Below are 17739 nucleotides of genomic sequence, written 5' to 3'. Positions count from 1 at the left end.
AACGAGCTCCTTACGACTTTCTGCTACCCACCGTCGCAATAGGGGTTGAGATTTGGGGGTTGTTGCGTGGCCTTGAAGATGATGCTCGCAAGCGCGGTCGCCATAGCGGCGCGCTCGGTGCCGTATATTGCGCTGAAGCCGGCCGGGAAATCCTTCGTCGCCCATGCGAGCGACCATCTGCCGCTGAAATCGACGCCGATCAATCCCGACTGGATCATCAGCGGCAATCCGCAGGCGCGCACCGCCGAACATTCGCGCGGCCATGACGAGGCATCGCTGACAGCAATCTGGGACTGCACGGCGGGCGAATTCCGCTGGTATTTCGGCTGGGACGAGACCGTGATGATCCTCGAAGGCGAGGTCCACATCACCGCCGAGGATGGCACGGAACGAACCTTGCGCACCGGCGACGTCGCCTTTTTCGCCGGTGGAACCTGGGCGAGCTGGCGGGTCGACACTTACGTCCGCAAGGTTGCCTTCCTGCGCAAGCCTTTCCCGAAGCCTTTGGCGATCGCCTACCGTCTGCGCAACATGCTGCGCAACGGCGGCAGCCAGGGCATCGCCGCCTGAAAATTGCGTCCGGCGCAAGCCTTCGATGACCGTTGCGTTTGATGCCGGGCCGACCTACATCTGTCCGGCATTCAGCGAGGGACGGAAATGGCCAAGATCACCAATGTAGCGGTCCAGATGGATCATGTCGCCGGCATCAATATCGCAGGTGACTCCACCTTCGCCATGAGCCTGGAAGCGCAGGCGCGCGGCTACAGGCTCTTCCATTACACCCCCGAGCGCCTGAGCTTTCGCGACGGCAAGCTCTTTGCGAGCGTCGAGCCCATGGTGCTGCGCGACGTCAAGGGTGATCATTTCGAGCTTGGCGCGCCCGAGCGCGTCGATCTCTCGACCATGGATGTGGTGCTGCTGCGCCAGGATCCGCCCTTCGACATGGCCTATATCACCTCGACGCATCTGCTCGAGCGCATCCACCCGAAGACGCTCGTTGTCAACGATCCGGCTTGGGTGCGCAATTCGCCGGAGAAGATCTTCGTCACCGAATTCTCCGACCTGATGCCGAAGACGCTGATCACCAAGGATCCGGCCGAAATCCGCCGCTTCCGCGACGAGATGGGCGACATCATCCTGAAGCCGCTCTATGGCAATGGCGGCGCCGGCGTTTTCCATTCGACCCGCGACGACCGCAATCTCTCATCGCTCTTGGAAATGTTCGGCCAGCTCTTCCGCGAGCCCTTCATCGCCCAGCAATATCTGCCCGACGTGCGCAAGGGCGACAAGCGTATCATCCTCGTCGACGGCGAGTTCGCCGGTGCGATCAACCGCGTGCCGGCCGAACATGACAGCCGCTCCAACATGCATGTCGGCGGCCGCGCCGAGGCGACCGAATTGACGCCGCGCGAGAAGGAAATCTGCGCCCGCATCGGCCCGGCGCTGAGGGAACGCGGCTTCCTGCTCGTCGGAATTGACGTGATCGGAGATTACATGACCGAGATCAACGTAACCTCGCCGACAGGCATCCGCGAGGTCAGGAAGTTCGGCGGCGCCGATATAGCAAGCCTGCTCTGGGACGCGATCCAGCGCAAGCGCGGCTGAGGCCGCGATCGGGTACAACCGCGCCCGCCACCGATTATCTGCCTGCGTTCTTTTATTGTTCTTGTTTTAGTCCTGCTTCCGTGCAAGATTGCAACCGCTGGCTTTCAACGGCCACAGGGGCGGTCTCTAAGAGTTTGCGGGACAAGGGTGGGCATATGGTCGCGCGTGTCAGTACAGTGGCATTCCAGGGCATCGAAGGCGTGCCGGTCGAGGTTCAGGTCATGATCGCGCCCGGCAAGGTCGGCATGCAGATCGTCGGCCTGCCCGACAAGGCGGTGGCCGAAAGCCGTGAGCGCGTGCAGGCCGCCCTTCATGCCTCCGGCCTTGCGCTGCCGGGCAAACGGGTGACCGTCAATCTGGCGCCCGCCGATCTGCCGAAGGAAGGCTCACACTTCGATCTGCCAATCGCACTCGCGCTGATGGCGGCGCTCGGCGCCATTCCTGGCGACGCGCTGACCGATTATGTCGTCGTCGGCGAACTCAACCTCGACGGAACGATCGCCGCGATCGCTGGCGCGCTGCCGGCCGCGATCGGCGCCAATGCGCTCGGCAAGGGGCTGATTTGCCCGGCCGAAAGCGGCGCGGAAGCCGCCTGGGCCGGCGCCGAGGTCGATATTCTCGCCCCGCGCAGCCTGATTGCCCTTGCCAATCATTTCCGCGGCACGCAGGTACTGTCTAGGCCGGAACCGTCGATCCGCGCCAATGCCGCCAACTTGCCCGACCTTGCCGAGATCAAGGGCCAGGAAAGCGCCAAACGCGCGCTCGAGGTGGCGGCTGCCGGCGGCCACAATCTCCTGATGGTCGGGCCTCCCGGCTCCGGCAAATCGATGCTGGCGTCGCGCCTGCCGTCGATCCTGCCGCCGCTTTCGGCCGCCGAACTGCTTGAAGTGTCGATGGTCCATTCGATCGCCGGCCAACTCACCGGCGGCAAGCTTTCCGATCGCCGGCCCTTCCGCACCCCGCACCACTCCGCCACCATGGCCGCCCTTGTCGGCGGCGGGCTGCGCGCCCGTCCCGGCGAAGCCTCGCTTGCCCATCACGGCGTGCTTTTCCTCGACGAGTTTCCCGAGTTCACGCCGCAGGCGCTCGATGCGCTGCGCCAGCCGCTCGAAGGCGGCGAATGCGTCATCGCGCGTGCCAATCACCGGGTCTCCTATCCGGCAAAATTCCAGCTGATCGCGGCGATGAACCCCTGCCGCTGCGGCATGGCCGGTGAGCCCGGCCATACCTGCGCCCGCGGCCCGCGCTGCATGAGCGATTATCAGGCCCGCATCTCCGGACCGCTGATGGACCGCATCGATATCCGCATCGACGTGCCGGCCGTCTCCGCCGCCGACCTCATCCGTCCGATGGCGGCCGAGGCCAGCGCCGACGTTGCCCGCCGCGTCGCCCGCGCCCGCGAGATCCAGCAGGAGCGCTTCGAGCGCGCCGGCGCTGGGGATATCGGCACCAATGCCCGCTGCTCCACCGCGATGATCGAAAAGCTCGCCGAACCCGATGCCGCCGGCCTGCAGCTCCTGCGCGATGCCGCCGACAAGATGAAATTCTCCGCCCGCGGCTACCACCGCGTCCTCAAGGTCGCCCGCACGCTTGCCGATCTCGACGACAAACCGACAGTGGGCCGTTTGCATCTCGCCGAAGCGATCTCTTATCGGATCGCCGGGGAAAGATTAACGGCGGCGGCGTGAGAAGAAGGACGGACGCGCGGAGTATGAGTCGTCAGACTGCCCACCAATTCGCCGATCGCGTTGCGCTGATGGCTGCCACGCAGCAAAATCGCCACTGAGCGCTGCGGATTATGAATTATATGGCCGTCCGGCTATAGCGGCGCGCTGCCGGCAGCGGTCGGCGCGATGGTCTTGGCCGGGGCTGGTTTGCCGAACGCGGTACCGAAACTGGCTAAGGCGCCGATATAAGCGTCCCTCTGTATTGATTATCCATTAGGGGTAGGAATCTCTCCTCAATTCGTCCCTCTTTACAATATTAGCTTCGGCTGAAAAATTTCCGAAGGGATGTCGGTCCGTTCGATATAGTCGATCGGAGGTGACGGATAGGGAGGCCTGCCGCCGGGGATGCTCATGGGGAACGAATATCCAGGCTCAAACGCCAAACCCAGGGAAGTTTTTGACTTGGCGAATGCCTACTCTCGCGCTTCGATCCTCCTATTCAGCGAGGGCCAGAAGCAGGTTGCACTATCGATCGCACCAGCTCGAATGTGCGCCATTCATGCTATTGAACTCTATTTAAACGCCTTCCTGCGCCATGAAGGCGTTGCTCCAGAAGAAATACGAGGACGGATGCACAACCTCGCTGAGCCGATGTTCGTTGCTAAACTTCAACTGAGAAAAAGGACTGCTCTGCATCTGGAGGCAATGACAGCAAAGCGTGAGTACCTCATCTCGCGCTATGCACCGGAGCGGGCGAGCGAGCACACCGAGTGGAATCGTTTGACCGCGACGCTGAAGGAGGTGATGGCGAAGGTGGGCAAACATCTGCACTCAACTAGCTCAGGCCGGACATCGACCATCGTTACGGACCACCACAGAACACTCGTCCCGCTTCAATTGGGATGCAGGTAACGGCACAAAAAGGGACGCCGAAGCGCCCCGATATTCTGCAAGACAAATTGCGGGAGAAAACGCCCGCCACAACCAACTTTAGCTCCCCAACCCCTCAAACAGCGCCGTCGACAAATACCGCTCCGCAAAAGACGGAATGATGATGACGATATTCTTCCCCGCATTCTCCGGCCGGCTGCCGACCTTGATCGCGGCGGTCAGAGCCGCGCCTGAGGAGATGCCGACGGGCACGCCTTCGAGCCGGGCAATGAGGCGGGCCTGTTCGAAGGCCTCGTCATTGGTGACGGTGACGACCTCGTCATAGATGCCGGTATCGAGGATCTTCGGCGCGAAGCCGGCGCCGATGCCCTGGATCTTGTGCGGGCCGGGATTGCCGCCTGAGAGCACCGGCGAATCGGCGGGTTCGACGGCGATGATCTGGATCTCGGGCTTGTGGCTCTTCAGCACCTGGCCGACGCCGGTGATCGTGCCGCCGGTGCCGATGCCCGAGACGACGATGTCGACCTTGCCCTCGGTATCGTTCCAGATTTCCTCGGCCGTCGTCTTGCGGTGGATCTCGGGGTTGGCCGGGTTTTCGAACTGCTGCGGAATGATGGCGTCGGGAAGCGACGCTGCCAGCTCCTCCGCCTTGGCGATCGCGCCCTTCATGCCTTTCGCGCCTTCGGTCAGCACGAGCTCGGCGCCGAGCAGGGCCAGCATCTTGCGCCGCTCGACCGACATGGTTTCCGGCATGGTGAGGATCAGCCGATACCCCTTGGCGGCGGCAGCAAAGGCGAGCGCGATGCCGGTATTGCCCGAGGTCGGCTCGATCAGCACCGTCTTGCCGGATGTGATCTTGCCCTGCGATTCCAGGCTTTCGATCATTGCCACACCGATGCGGTCCTTGACGGAAGCGATCGGATTGAAGAATTCGAGCTTGCCGATCAGGTTTGCGGCCACGCCCTTTTCCCGCGCCAGTTTGTCGAAGCGCACCAGCGGCGTGTCGCCGATGGTCTCGGTGATCGAGGAATAAATGCGGCCGCGGCCGGGTTTGTGCGACATGGTGCTCTCCCTTTGGACTTCGGTCCCTGAAATCGAGGAGGAGAATAGGGTCAAAGACGGAATGAGACCAGAGCCCGTTCGTCCCGGGCTGGGGTGGCGGAGAGAAAATAAGCTTTGAAAACCGTTTCTTGACGGATGTTTATTTCACGCAGCGCGCGTGGCGATGAAGGCTGCCGTGCCCGCGAGAATGCCGGCTGCAACCCGGTTCAGCGTCTGCAGGGCACGCGGCTGTTTCAGCATTGTGCGGGCGCGCGCGGCAAGCAGCATATACGGCACGAGTACGGTGATCAGCACCACGAAGGTGACGGCGAGCAGAAGCGCATAGTCGCGCAGGGTGATATTGCCGATATCGATCAGCGTCGGCGCCAGCGCGACATAAAATAGCATCGTCTTCGGGTTGCCGAGCGTCACCAGCAGGCCCGAGAGGAAGGAAAGGCCGACATTGCCGGATTTTTTTGCGGCAATATCCTGCGGCAGCAGCCCTGCCGTCCAGAGTTTCCAGGCGATGTAGCCGAGATAAAGGGCGCCGGCGATCTTGATGATGAGGAAGACTTCCGTGAAAGTCTGCGCCACGAAAGCCAGGCCCAGAATGACCGCGGTGAGATAGGTCATATCGCCGAGCACCAGGCCGAGACCCATGAAGAAGGTCTCGCGGAAATTCGAGCCGAGCGCACGGGCGACGATGGCGGTTATGCCGGGTCCGGGAATGGCTGCGGCGATAAACAACGCTCCGGCATAGGCAAGCAAGGCGGCAAGGCTCATGTGGCGGCTCCCTCTTTCCGGTGTTTTATGTCAGGCAGGCCGTGCCATCAATCCGCCGGCGCTGATGGATGCATCACCAGAAGGAATGCCTGCCGCCGCGTGCCTGCCGATACCTCAGCCCTGAAGCGCCCTCGGCCGCAGCCATCTTGGGCTCCAGCCGAGATTCATGCCGGCGGCGGCCAGCAGGATGATTGCAGCGCCCGCGATCTGCATCGGCTGCAGCGCGTGGCCGAAGGCCAGCCGGTCGACGAGGATCGCGGCGATCGGATAGAGGAAGGAGAGCGCCCCGGTCAGATGCGTCGGCAGCCGCTGGATCGCACCGTAGAGCAGCACATACATCAGCCCGGTATGGACGACTCCGATCGTCACCAGGATAGCCCAGCCGCCGGCATCGCCGGGCAGTTGCGAAAACTCCGTCATCGGCGCCAGCATCAGCATGCCGGTTGTGACCTGGATCAGCGCGATCAGATGCGGCGGCGTGCCTTTCAGCCATTTCGCGGCAAGAGCTGCCAGCGCGTAGAAGAAGGCCGCGCCGAGCGCCATCAGAATGCCGACGCCGTAGCCATCCGTTCCCCCGCCGGCTTGAGGCTTTGCCTCGACTATCGCCGCCATCCCGGCAAAGGCGAGCGTCAGCCAGAACAGTTTCGCGGCGGTGATCTTCTCGCCGAGGAACAGCGCCCCGAGCACCAGCAGCATGAAGGGCTGGGTGTTGTAGACCGTCGTGGCGATCGAAATCGTCGCATGCGAATAGGAGGCGAAGAGCAGCAGCCAGTTGACGACGATGGCGACGCCGCCGATGACGGCGATGCCAAAGGCGCGCAGCGTGATGATGCCGGGCCGCAGCAGTCCGAGGGCGCCGCAGATGACGAGCAGGGTCAGCGCGCCGAACAGGCAGCGCCAGAAAACCACACCGCTGACCGGCTGGCCCGACATGACGACGAACCAGCCGATCGTCCCCGAGATCAGCATCGCTGCCGTCATTTCCACCGAACCTCTTTTGATATCGCCGCTCATGGTAGCCTCCGTTTTGCTCGGACGATATTATTGCGTCAGCAGCTGATTCCGTATAGAAATAAGAAGGACAAAAACGGCCTTTGCCTAATCATTGAAGGGAAAATAATTACCATGCCTAATGATGTGCTGGAGCTCGATGATATTGATCAGTCCATTCTGGAGGCTCTGGCCGGCAATGCCCGGATTTCGCTGAAGGAGCTGGCGCAGCAGGTCGGGCTGTCCTCGCCGAGCGCTGCCGAGCGTCTGCGGCGGCTGGAGGAGCGCGGCGTCATCAAGGCCTTCACCATCGCTCTCGACCCCGCAGCCGTCGGTTATCCCCTGCAGGCGATCGTGCGGGTCCGTCCGCTGCCGGGACAGCTGCACATCGTCGAACGCATCATCCAGGAGATCCCCGAAATCGTCGAATGCGACAAGGTGACGGGCGAGGATTGTTTTATCGCTCGCCTAGTCGTGCGCTCGATGGCGGAGCTCGACGGCATTCTGGACAAGGTCGCCGAACGGGCGGAAACCAACACCTCGATGATCAAATCGTCGCCTGTCAAACGTCGCCTGCCGCCGCTCTCACGCGGGAAACAGGATCGCTGAAACGGTCAGAAATCCGCCAGTGGCGAAAGCATGGCCGGAAAATGCGGGGTGACATCGCCGAGCCCACGCAGCATCAGTGTTGTCGTGCTTTCCAAAGGCTGTGGAGTACCCACCCAGTCCAGCTTCTCCGGACGGAAAAACACGTCAATGGCGGCGGAGGCGATGTCGAGTCCACCGAGGATAGCGGCAAGTGATGGGATCTCGCACGCGACGACGTCGAGAAGGCTGAAGCGACCCGCCGCATCCATTTTCCAGGCGATGACTGCTTGCTGGTCTTCTAGGAAGCTGACACGGATATCGGGATCGATCTGCGTATTGATGAGAAACATCGCCGCATTTGTAGTCACCGAGAGCGTCGTCGAAACGGGGCTGCGCGTTTTCAGCAGCGCTTGCAGCAGGGCAAGATCGTCCGCATTCGTCGGCGAAAGCGGCAGGGCCGGTGCGGCTGATGTCGACGGAGCGGGGGCGGCCCCTTCATAGCGGTGCAGCGGTATCGAGCGGAAACCGTAAGGCTCGTAGAGCGAGGGCTTGTCGGTGTAGAGGATGACGGCCTCGAAGCCCTGCTGTTCGCACCAGTCGAGCGCTTTCGCCGTCACGTCGCGATAGAGCCCGCAGCCGCGCCACTGCGGCCGCACCGCGCCGGACTGCAGGCCGGCGGCATGAACGACCCTGCCATTGATGACGAAGGGCAGCGCAAAGGCCGAGATATTGGCAGCAAGCTCGCCTGTGGCATCGAACCAGCCGAAGGGCATGCTGGTGGGGTCGGGTCCGCCGAGATGCTGCAGCGGGCCGATGTCAATGCCGAAAATATCCTGAAGCAGGCGCACCAGCGCTGCCCAATCAGCGGGGTCGCCGAAATAATCTTGTCGGAAGGTTAAGCCGGTGCTGTCGAGGCGCTTTGCCATCAAACGCCGGTGGAGCCGAAGCCGCCTGCACCGCGTGCCGTTTCGCTCGCCACTGACAGTTCCGCCACCCGCGCCTGGGTCACCGGCGCGATCACCATCTGGGCGATGCGCATGCCGCGCTCGATGACGAAGGCTTCCTCGCCGAGATTGGCGAGCAGCACCTTCACCTCGCCGCGATAGTCGCTGTCAACGGTGCCGGGCGAATTCAGGCAAGTGATGCCGTGTTTGAAGGCAAGGCCGGAGCGCGGCCGCACCTGCCCCTCGAAGCCTTCCGGAATTTCAAAGATGAAGCCGGTCGGCACCAGCGCCCGCTTGCCAGGTAGCAACGTCAGCGGTTCGCCGTCGGCGACGGCGGCGCGCAGGTCCATGCCGGCCGCCCCCTTGCTTTCATAGGCGGGCAGGTCGAGGCCCTCGCCGTTGGCCAGGCGGATGAGGTTCAGCGTCGGGCTGAGATCGTGATGAATGGTCATGACCCATTACTTTGCGCGTGAGCGGCCGGGGTCAATTGCAATCTCAGCCTTTAATCGCTAGTTAAGCCGCAATTCCACAGGATTCACATCATGGCCGAAAGCCTCTCCGAGGCGGTTTCCCGCCGCCGCACATTCGCTATTATCGCCCACCCGGACGCGGGCAAGACGACGCTCACCGAAAAGCTGCTGCTGTTCGGCGGCGCCATCCAGCTTGCCGGCGAAGTCAAGGCCAAGAAAGATCGCATGCAGACGCGCTCCGACTGGATGAAGATCGAGCGCGAACGCGGCATCTCGGTCGTCACCTCGGTGATGACCTTCGAATATAACGACAATGTCTTCAACATCCTCGACACGCCGGGCCACGAGGATTTCGCCGATGACACCTATCGCACGCTGACCGCCGTCGATGCCGCCGTCATGGTCATCGATGCCGCCAAGGGCATCGAGCCGCGCACGCTGAAGCTCTTCGAAGTCTGCCGCATGCGCGATATTCCGATCATCACCTTCATCAACAAGATGGATAGGGAAAGCCGCGATCCCTTCGAGATCCTCGACGAGGTGGAAGAAAAGCTGGCGCTGGATACGGCGCCGATCACCTGGCCGATCGGCCGTTCGAAGACCTTCTGCGGCTCCTATCATCTCGCCAACAGCACCGCTCGCGGTTCCGACACCGAAGTCGAGACGACACCGGTCAACGGCCCGCAGGCCGTCGCCGACAGGCTGCCGGAAAACGAACGCCAGGCCTTCATCGACGAAACTGAGCTTGCCATAGAGGCCTGCCGCCCCTTCGACCGTGATTCTTTCCTCGAAGGCCATATGACGCCTGTTTTCTTCGGTTCGGCGCTGCGCAACTACGGCGTTCGCGACCTCATCAACGCGCTTGGCGAGTTTGCGCCGCCGCCGCGTGACCAGGTCGCCGATACCAGGACCGTGCACGCGACCGACGACAAGATGACGGCCTTCGTTTTCAAGATCCAGGCGAACATGGATCCGAACCACCGCGACCGCATCGCCTTTGCCCGCATCTGCTCGGGCAAACTCGAGCGCGGCATGAAGGCGAGGCTCGCCCGCACCGGCAAGCAGCTCGGCCTGACGGCGCCGCAATTCTTCTTCGCCTCGCAGCGCCAGCTCGCCGACACCGCCTATGCCGGCGACGTCGTCGGCATTCCCAACCACGGGACGCTGCGCATCGGCGATACGCTGACCGAAGGCGAAGCCCTGGTCTTCCAGGGCGTGCCGAACTTCTCGCCTGAAATTCTGCGCCGCGTGCGTCTCGAAGACGCAATGAAGGCGAAGAAGCTCAAGGAAGCGCTGCAGCAGATGGCCGAGGAAGGCGTCGTGCAGCTGTTCTCGCCGGAAGACGGTTCACCGGCGATCGTCGGCGTCGTCGGCGCCCTGCAGCTCGACGTCCTGAAGGAGCGGCTGATGGCCGAATACGGCCTGCCGGTCTCCTTCGAAATGTCGCGTTTCTCCGTCTGCCGCTGGATCTCGGCCGACCAGCCGGCCGATCTGGAAAAGTTCCTCACCGTCAAGCGCGGCGATATCGCCCGCGATCTCGACGGCGATCCGGTTTTCCTCGCTCAGGACGCCTTCTCGCTGCGTTACGAGGCGGAGCGCTACCCGGCGATCAAGATGGTCGCTATCAAGGAATATCACGCCGCCAAGGCGGCGTGACCGGGAGTCTTGGAAGCGTGGGCGCTGCGGCTATTTTTCCCGCATCGCCCGGCGGAAGTTCTGTGTGATGGGCTCGGCAAGGTAAGAAAGCACGGTGCGGGCACCCGTCCGGATCATCGTCTCGCTCGACATGCCGGGCAGCAGCTTGCGGCCCTCCAGCTTGGCAAGCTCGCTCTGGTCGATCACAACGGTCGCGGCGAAATAAGGCGCGCCGCTGCGTTCCTCCACCATCCTGTCGGCCGATACGATCTCCACGACGCCGTCGAGCGGCGGCAGGTTGTAACGGGCAAAGGCCGGGAAACTGACGCGCGCCGGCTGTCCGGGAGCGATCGTCTCGACGTCTTCCGGTCTGACCATCGCCTCGATGACGAGCTGCTGTCCCATCGGTACGATCGTCATCAGGGTCTCGCCGGGTTTCACCACGCCCCCGGTCGTATGGACCTTCAGGTCCATGATGATGCCGTCGACCGGTGCGACGACGTTGGTGCGGGCGAGCACGTCTTTGGCGGACCGTTCCTCCTGCCTGAGGTCAAACATTTCCGCCTCGACTTTGCTCAGCTCCTCGACGGCCTGGTTCAGCTGCAAGGTGTTGAGGTTGACGATCTGCATGTCGATCTCGGCCATGGCGCTCCTGGCGCGAGCGATGGCTGCGACATTGGTCGCGCGCTCCCCTTCGACTTCCCGCTGCTGCCGTCTGAGCAGCAGCCAACGCTCGCGGGTGACCAGACCGCGCTTGACGAGGCTCTCAAGATCTCTGGTCTCCCCCTCGAACACCTCGATCTGCTTGTCCTCGGTAACGATGAGTTCCTGCAGTCCCGTTATCTCTTCCTCGGTCTGGCGGCGGCGCTGGCTGAGAATCTCTCGCTCGTCCTTCAGGTTGTGGTGCTTGGCCGAAAACACGTCACGTTGTGCGGCCACCGCGTCCCTTGCCGATTTGGTGGGGTTTGCAAGCAGCGCCGGATCGAACTCGATCTCGGCTTTGCCGTCGCGCTCGGCTCTCAGGCGAGCGGCCAGCGCCTCGCGCGTTGCGATCCGGTTCTGGACCAGATCAAGCCTTGCCCTCGCCTGCGTGTCATCGAGTTGGAGGAGGACCTTGCCGGCCTTGACGATGTCGCCGTTGGCGGCGGTCAATCCTGCAATGATCCCGCCTTCGAGGTGCTGGATGAGCTTGCGGTCACCGGCAACCTTGACAAGGCCGGGCGCCACTGCAGCGCTGTCCAGCGGTGCAAGCGTCGCCCAGCCTCCGGCCATGCCGAAGAACAGGAACATGATTGCGAAGCCGGTGAAAGTTAGGCCCGTGAGCCGCAGCGGGACCGGTGCAACGGGCGGCGAAACGGGTAATGGAACGACCTTCAGGTCCTTTTTCATGGCGGTTTCGTTCCCTTGCTACTTCGCCACGATCGTCGGCATTTGAGCGATCTTGCGCACGCGCGCAGCCAGTTCATTGAAGACATAGTCACGCGGACCGAAGAGATCCTGTTGGCCCCGGTTGAGGACAAGGATCTTGTCGACCGTCTCCATGATATTCGGTCGATGCGCGATCAGGATAACGGTCGTGCCCGCCGCCTTGATCGTGCCGAGGGCTGAGATCAATGCCTCCTCCCCGTCGCGGTCGAGGTTGGAATTGGGTTCGTCCAGGATAACGAGCGCCGGATCGCCGTAGAGCGCCCGGGCCAAGCCGATGCGCTGGCGCTGTCCACCGGACAGCACCGCGCCGGCTTCGCCGATCTCGGTGAGGTAACCTTTCGGCAGTCCTTTGATCAGTTCGTGAACGCCCGCCATCTGCGCGGCCTTGACCACCTTGTCGAAGATCACCGGGCTGAGCTTGGCGAAGCGGCAGATATTTTCGGAGACGGTGCCGGAGAAGAGTTCGACATCCTGGGGCAAATAACCGACATGATGGCCACGGTCCTCCGCCGCCCATTGGGCGACATCCATGCCGTCAAGCAGCGCGCGCCCGCCGGAAGGACGCCAGGCGCCGGCCAAGATTCGCGCCAGGCTCGTCTTGCCGGCCGCGCTCTGGCCGATCAGGGCCATGGATTCACCCGGCTCGAGATGGAAACTGATCCCTTTCAGGATCTGCTCGCCGCCCTGCCGGGAAAGCACGATATTGTCGGCCTCGAACCTCCCCGTGGGCTGCGGCAGCGCCAGAACCGGGGTCGCCTCGGGGTGCTGGCCTGCAACGGCGGTGAGGCGCCGGTAAGCGGCCCGCGCTCCGACTGTCGCCTTCCAAGTGCCGATCGCCTGTTCGACCGGCGACAATGCACGACCCATCAGGATCGAGGCGGAGACCATGATGCCGGGGGAGGCTTCGTTGCGAAGAACGAGATAGGCTCCAAGTCCCAATATGCCCATCTGCAGGGCCAGCCGGTGACAACGGGCGATGGCGGAGATGATGCCGCCGCGGTTGGCGGCAACGACCTGGCCCTTGTTCGCTTCGTCCTGCTGCAGCTTCCAGCCTTCCAGCAAGGGTTTCAACATGCCCATCGCCTGGACAACCTCGGCATTGCGGATCGCCGCCTCGGCCTGGACATAGGCGCGTGACTGCGCGCCGGCAGCCTCGGTCAACGGCTTGCGTGTCAGCCATTCGTTAAGCAGGGCCAACACGAAAAGCACTCCGCCGCCGCAGAGCGCCAGCCAGCCCAGCCAGGGGTGCATGAAGAAGATGGCGGCGAAAAACAGTGGCGCCCAAGGTGCGTCGAGGATTGGAAAGATGCTTGGGCTGGTGAAAAAGTTCCGCACCTGGTCGAGGTCACGCAGCGGTCGGGCGTTGACCTGGCCGGGCGCGGAAGCGGCATATTCCACCGATGCGGTCAGCAGCACCGGCGCCAGGCGTGCGTTCATCCAGGATCCGACGGTTGCCAGAAGGCGCCCGCGCACCACTTCCAGGCCCGCCATCGTCACCAGTGCGCCGGCCGCCATCAGCGAGAGCATCGCCAATGTCTCCAGGCTGTGGCTGGACAGCACGCGGTGGTAGACCTGGAGCATGTAAAACGCTCCGGTCAGCATCAGCACGTTGATGCCCCCGCTGAACCAGAGAAGCGGCCGGATGGCGCGTCTGGCTTCTTTCATCACCACCTGCAGGGCAGGGGGCTGTTGCTTTGTTTTCATCATCATGTCTCTGGCCTACGAGATTCCATGAGCATGCAAAGACAGTGGGGGGCAGCCATGGCTGCCCCCGTCTCGTCAGTTATCAGGCGATGTCGACTAGGATGTGCTGCATCGCTGTCTGGTCGCCATCGGCGTCCACCACATTGAAGGCGAAGTCGAGATTGGCATCCGGCGTCTGGGTCACGGTCGAGGTAAAGCCGATATCGGTGATCTTCAGCACGTCGTTATCGGTGGCGTCGAAGTCGACCAGACTTGACGTCGCATTGCTGCCGCCATTGGCGCCGGTCACCCTGTTGAGGTCGATCGCCGCAGCGGTGCCGGTGATCCCATTGCCCGACTGCATGATTTGCGCACCCTGCAACACATAGTCTTCACCGGCGGCGTTGTAGTCGTTCTGCTCGACGATCACGAGGCCGTCATTATTGTCGAGCGTGAACTCGGTATTATAGGGCGCTGGGACCTGGCCGGTCTTGTAGATGTCGGCGTTCGACACATACATGGCCCGGGTGATCGTCGCATTGTCGTCGCCGTTGCCCGCGATGTTGTCGGCGCCGTTCGTGTCGATCAGGTTGAGGATCAGCATCAGGTCTTCGCTGTTGCCGATGCCGTCAAACTTGATGGCCATCGCGCCGGCGGTCGCCGTCGGGGTGAGGGCGAGGTCCTCGTTGGCAATGCCCACATTGCTGTTGAAGAACCGCAAGGTGAGCAGTTCGTCTTTCTGGATCGTGTCGCCCGCAACACCGTTGGTGCTCTGTGTTGCTGAGACCCAGGTTTCGTTGGTGTTGCTGACCATCTCGTGAGCGTCGGGGGTGAAGGTGGAGTCATTGGATGACCCCTCGCCATTGGTGGTCAGGCTGAACGGATGCGACCTGTCGATCAGGTTGCCGGTGAACTGCACGTAGAAGTCTTCGTCAGCCGGCGTGTTCGCGTCATCCGCCTGAAGTTTTTCCAACACGATCTGCGGATGGCCGGTATTGCCCGTCGGCTCCTTGGACAAGAGCTCGCTGGTGTGGAGCACGTCGAAGCTGAAGCCTTCGAGCGGGTCCGTCAGGTTGATCGTATAGGTGTCGGCGTTCTTGTCGAAGACGAGGGTGCCGCCCGCCGTTCCGACCTGGTTGCCGGCCGCCGGGTCCTTGTCATAGGTGAAGGTGAAGTTGAACGTCGCGGAGCTCAGGCTCTCCGAGGCGAGCGTCACATTCGAGCTGAGGAGACTGCCGCCGCCGCCGCCGGTGATGGTGCCGGTCAGTCCGATCTGGACGCCGGCTGTCTGGGTGTCCTGGTCGACGAAGTCGGAGCCGCCATTCGTATAAAACGCGGCCGGGTGGACATCCGCGCCGATATTGTAGCCGAAGTCACCGCTGGCCGATGCGTTGAGCGTGTTGGCCAGGGTCTCATGCTGAATGCCCGCGAGAGCCGGGTTGCCGTCGAACGGCTTGGTGATCGTCGGCCCGTCATCCTCGAAGTTGAGGTTCTGGCCGATATTGCGGGTGGCCTGGGCCTGATCACCGTCACGGTCGGTGATGGTGGCGGTCAGAGTGACGAGGTCGGCGGCCGCCAGGGTCCGACTGTCGTCCGGGTCAGTGGTAATGGCATGGACGACCGCCCGCGCCTGATCGAGGGTGACCACGCCCGCAGTGCTGACGCTGACGGTGAAGACGACGTCGCCAATGGCTGATCCGGCGCGACCGACGACATTGCTGCCTTCCTTGAAGAGCAGCACGGACGCGCCGGTTTCGGTGTCGGTGAGGCCGCTGACATTGTTGTTTACGTTGATGCCGAGCGCATAAGAAATGGCGCCGCCGACGGCGCCGCCATCGGCCCCCGCATTCGAAGTAAAGGAGGTTGAGAAGTCGCCGGTGGCGTTGGTCGTCAGAACGGTCTCGTCGACTGTCACCTGCGGTGGAGTGCCGCTTGCCGTAATACTAGGCCCGTCGTCTTTGAAGATGAGCTTCTGGCCGATATTGTGGGTGGCCGGAGCGTGATCGCCGTCACGATCGGTGATGGTGGCGGTTAGGGTCACGAGGTTGGCGGCCGCCAGGGTTCGGCTATCGTCCGGGTCGCTGGCATTGGCATGGACGATTGCCCGTTGCTGGTCGAGGGTGACGACGCCGGCAGCGCTGACGCTGACGGTGAAGACGATTGCGCCGGCGGCGGATCCGGCGCGTCCGACGACATTGCCGCCTTCGAGGTAGAGCAGCACGGACTGGCCGGTTGCGGTGTCGGTGAGGCCGCTGGCACTGCCGGCCTGGCTGATGCCGAGTGCATAGGTGATTGCGGTGGCGGCGCCGCCATCGGCCCCGGCATTCGAAGTGAAGAAGGTCGAGAAGTCGGCGCTGGCATTATCCGCCAGCACGGTCTCGTCCACTGTCAGTTGCGGCGGGGTGCCGGTTGCCGTGATGCTCGGCCCGTCATCGTCGAAGTTGATGAAGGAGCCAACTTCTTCGTTATAGGCGTTACTGACGTCACCGCTGAAATGCACTTCCTTGACATCGAAATAGTCATGCCCGGCGTCGATATTCTTGATGGTGAAACGGTCGAAAGTTCCGCCAGCCCCGCCGGCGGTGGCGAAGTCGACCGTCACGCCCTCGCCAACATTGCGAAGGATCAGCCCGGTTCCTGAGAGATCGACAGTAATGCCGAGTGCTGCTGCTGTCGTTGCCACACCGTTCAGCTTGAAAGTTACGCCGGTGATATTGATCTCGGTATCGTTGTCGTCAGTGGGGAACGAAGCGCCCTCCACATTGTCGTTATTATTATAGGCATGGATCTCCATGTCGGCGACGCTGCTGGTCGGCGTCGACTGCGAGACCGAAAAACCGGCGCTGGAGACGTTCTCGATGTGCGAGCCATAATCGGGCGCAGTCGGCGTGTCGGTAAAGCTTTTCCCCGCACTCTGGATGCCGCCGGTGATCAGGTCGATCTGAAGTTCACGGCCCTCGCGCACGTCTTGAGAGGCGACGCCAAGGCCTTGGGTGCTGACATTGACTTCCGCCTGGACGCCATTATCGTGTGCCGTCACCAGGATCTTCTGCGGGCTGGCGGCGTCGGCGTCGAGAATATACCAGTTGTTATGTCCTGAAGGGGCATCGCCAAGCTGGCTGAAATTCACGACCGTGGTTCCGGTGACCGAGGCGAACACCTTGTTGGTCAGATCAATGCGGTCGTCGGCGTTGTTCACATCGGGATGGAGCAACGGCACGTATTGGACGGTATAGAGGTCGGCGTTGGTGGCGCTGGTGCTGAGGAGCGCCAGCGAAAAGGCGAGCGGCCCCCCGGCGGCCGGCGCGGTGAGCGCGTCGGACGTGCCGATCACCCCGATCACGACGTTTGCATGCGTTGCATCTTGGAACAGCCAAACGTATTTGCCGTCGACGGTGCGAATGCCGCTGTTGACGCCCACCGTGGTGGAGTATGGGGTGCCGGAGGCGTTCTGGGTGAGAACCACCGAGGTGATGGTTTCCCCGGCGCTCGCCGAGGCCACGACGAAATTGCTCTGATAGGCGACCTCCGGCGAGGTCAGCCCGCCGGCAGCGTCCAGGCTCAATAGATATTGCACCGTCGCATTGTTGTGCGGCGCAATCGCCGGGTTGACGTCGTCGTCCTGCAAATTGGCAGTTTCGTCGATGATGAGATCTTGAGTTGTGATATCGAGTGCCATGGAGCTTCTCCCTCGGCTAGCTCGCAGAGGGTCACAGAGTCCGGGTGCCGAACTGCATCTCCGAGCCCACCCTCTTGCGTATTGAAGCTAGAGCTCTCGATTGACTGCGATTGCCGTCGATCGAGAGGACCAACTCACTCACAGTTGGAGGGGTATTAAGACTAAAGTCCCTATACGCGTTGCGACTAAAGCCCGCATCTAAGGCTGCTATGATAGCTTCTCTGAAGCCTACGTCCAAAAAAATGCAATACAAGGATGTAAAATTCAGATGAAATCCACTGAGTACTGAGACAACCTTCCGCGTCGTATGCGCGATTATCCCCTCATCTTAAATA

At 62.4% G+C, this 17739-nt stretch carries 14 protein-coding genes; 6 read left to right on the top strand and 8 right to left on the bottom strand.

The genetic code is table 11. The features are described 5' to 3' along the window. Nucleotides 1–66: 66 nt before the first annotated feature. The 4 genes from CO660_RS15780 to CO660_RS15765 all read left to right on the top strand — a co-directional run bounded on the left by CO660_RS15780 (nucleotide 67) and on the right by CO660_RS15765 (nucleotide 4184). A complete protein-coding gene (locus CO660_RS15780; RefSeq protein WP_245421334.1) occupies nucleotides 67–570 on the top strand; it encodes a cupin domain-containing protein in 504 nt (167 codons plus the stop codon). 87 nt (nucleotides 571–657) lie between these two features. Further along, complete coding sequence (gshB, locus tag CO660_RS15775) at nucleotides 658–1605, top strand: glutathione synthase (RefSeq protein WP_097599489.1); 948 nt, start codon at nucleotides 658–660, stop codon at nucleotides 1603–1605. A gap of 155 nt (nucleotides 1606–1760) precedes the next feature. After that, the gene (locus CO660_RS15770) at nucleotides 1761–3293 is read left to right on the top strand and encodes a YifB family Mg chelatase-like AAA ATPase (RefSeq protein ID WP_097599488.1); all 1533 of its coding nucleotides are present in this window, start codon (nucleotides 1761–1763) and stop codon (nucleotides 3291–3293) included. A gap of 390 nt (nucleotides 3294–3683) precedes the next feature. Continuing rightward, nucleotides 3684–4184: a hypothetical protein gene (locus CO660_RS15765; protein WP_097599567.1), complete on the top strand. Its 501-nt coding sequence runs from the start codon at nucleotides 3684–3686 to the stop codon at nucleotides 4182–4184. A 78-nt stretch (nucleotides 4185–4262) separates the two neighbouring features. Here the strand turns inward: CO660_RS15765 and cysK are convergent, their stop codons facing one another. The 3 genes from cysK to CO660_RS15750 form a co-directional block, all read right to left on the bottom strand. Beyond that, on the bottom strand, nucleotides 4263–5225 hold the full coding sequence (cysK, locus tag CO660_RS15760) for a cysteine synthase A (protein ID WP_097599487.1): 963 nt from the start codon (nucleotides 5223–5225) through the stop codon (nucleotides 4263–4265). A gap of 144 nt (nucleotides 5226–5369) precedes the next feature. After that, nucleotides 5370–5987: a LysE family translocator gene (locus tag CO660_RS15755; protein WP_097599486.1), complete on the bottom strand. Its 618-nt coding sequence runs from the start codon at nucleotides 5985–5987 to the stop codon at nucleotides 5370–5372. Between the two features lie 114 nt (nucleotides 5988–6101). Further along, complete coding sequence (locus CO660_RS15750) at nucleotides 6102–7001, bottom strand: DMT family transporter (RefSeq protein WP_097599485.1); 900 nt, start codon at nucleotides 6999–7001, stop codon at nucleotides 6102–6104. Between the two features lie 111 nt (nucleotides 7002–7112). Here CO660_RS15750 and CO660_RS15745 point away from each other — a divergent pair, with 111 nt between their 5' ends. Further along, on the top strand, nucleotides 7113–7586 hold the full coding sequence (locus CO660_RS15745; protein WP_097599484.1) for an Lrp/AsnC family transcriptional regulator: 474 nt from the start codon (nucleotides 7113–7115) through the stop codon (nucleotides 7584–7586). A 5-nt stretch (nucleotides 7587–7591) separates the two neighbouring features. On the opposite strand, the gene CO660_RS15740 is transcribed toward CO660_RS15745, so the two are convergent. Both CO660_RS15740 and dut read right to left on the bottom strand, forming a co-directional pair. Then, nucleotides 7592–8491, bottom strand: a complete 900-nt coding sequence (locus CO660_RS15740) for a GNAT family N-acetyltransferase (protein ID WP_097599483.1) — start codon at nucleotides 8489–8491, stop codon at nucleotides 7592–7594. Then, nucleotides 8491–8961, bottom strand: coding sequence for a dUTP diphosphatase (dut, locus tag CO660_RS15735; RefSeq protein WP_097599482.1), 471 nt, complete (start codon nucleotides 8959–8961; stop codon nucleotides 8491–8493). The genes CO660_RS15740 and dut overlap by 1 nt, the downstream gene beginning before the upstream one ends. A 90-nt stretch (nucleotides 8962–9051) precedes the next feature. On the opposite strand from dut, the gene CO660_RS15730 reads away from it, so the two are divergent. Beyond that, the gene (locus CO660_RS15730) at nucleotides 9052–10635 is read left to right on the top strand and encodes a peptide chain release factor 3 (RefSeq protein WP_097599481.1); all 1584 of its coding nucleotides are present in this window, start codon (nucleotides 9052–9054) and stop codon (nucleotides 10633–10635) included. A gap of 30 nt (nucleotides 10636–10665) precedes the next feature. On the opposite strand, the gene CO660_RS15725 is transcribed toward CO660_RS15730, so the two are convergent. The 3 genes from CO660_RS15725 to CO660_RS15715 all read right to left on the bottom strand — a co-directional run bounded on the left by CO660_RS15725 (nucleotide 10666) and on the right by CO660_RS15715 (nucleotide 17404). Continuing rightward, nucleotides 10666–12003 carry an HlyD family type I secretion periplasmic adaptor subunit gene (locus CO660_RS15725; protein WP_097599480.1) on the bottom strand — a complete coding sequence of 446 codons (1338 nt, stop codon included), beginning with the start codon at nucleotides 12001–12003 and terminating at the stop codon, nucleotides 10666–10668. Nucleotides 12004–12021: 18 nt separating this feature from the next. Beyond that, nucleotides 12022–13746: a type I secretion system permease/ATPase gene (locus CO660_RS15720; protein WP_097599566.1), complete on the bottom strand. Its 1725-nt coding sequence runs from the start codon at nucleotides 13744–13746 to the stop codon at nucleotides 12022–12024. 82 nt (nucleotides 13747–13828) lie between these two features. Further along, nucleotides 13829–17404, bottom strand: coding sequence for a DUF5801 repeats-in-toxin domain-containing protein (locus CO660_RS15715; RefSeq protein WP_097599479.1), 3576 nt, complete (start codon nucleotides 17402–17404; stop codon nucleotides 13829–13831). Nucleotides 17405–17739 lie beyond the last annotated feature (335 nt).

The sequence above is a fragment of the Rhizobium sp. L9 genome, from assembly GCF_002531885.1.
Lineage (GTDB): Bacteria > Pseudomonadota > Alphaproteobacteria > Rhizobiales > Rhizobiaceae > Rhizobium.
This window is presented reverse-complemented; position numbering and strand designations above follow the sequence as displayed.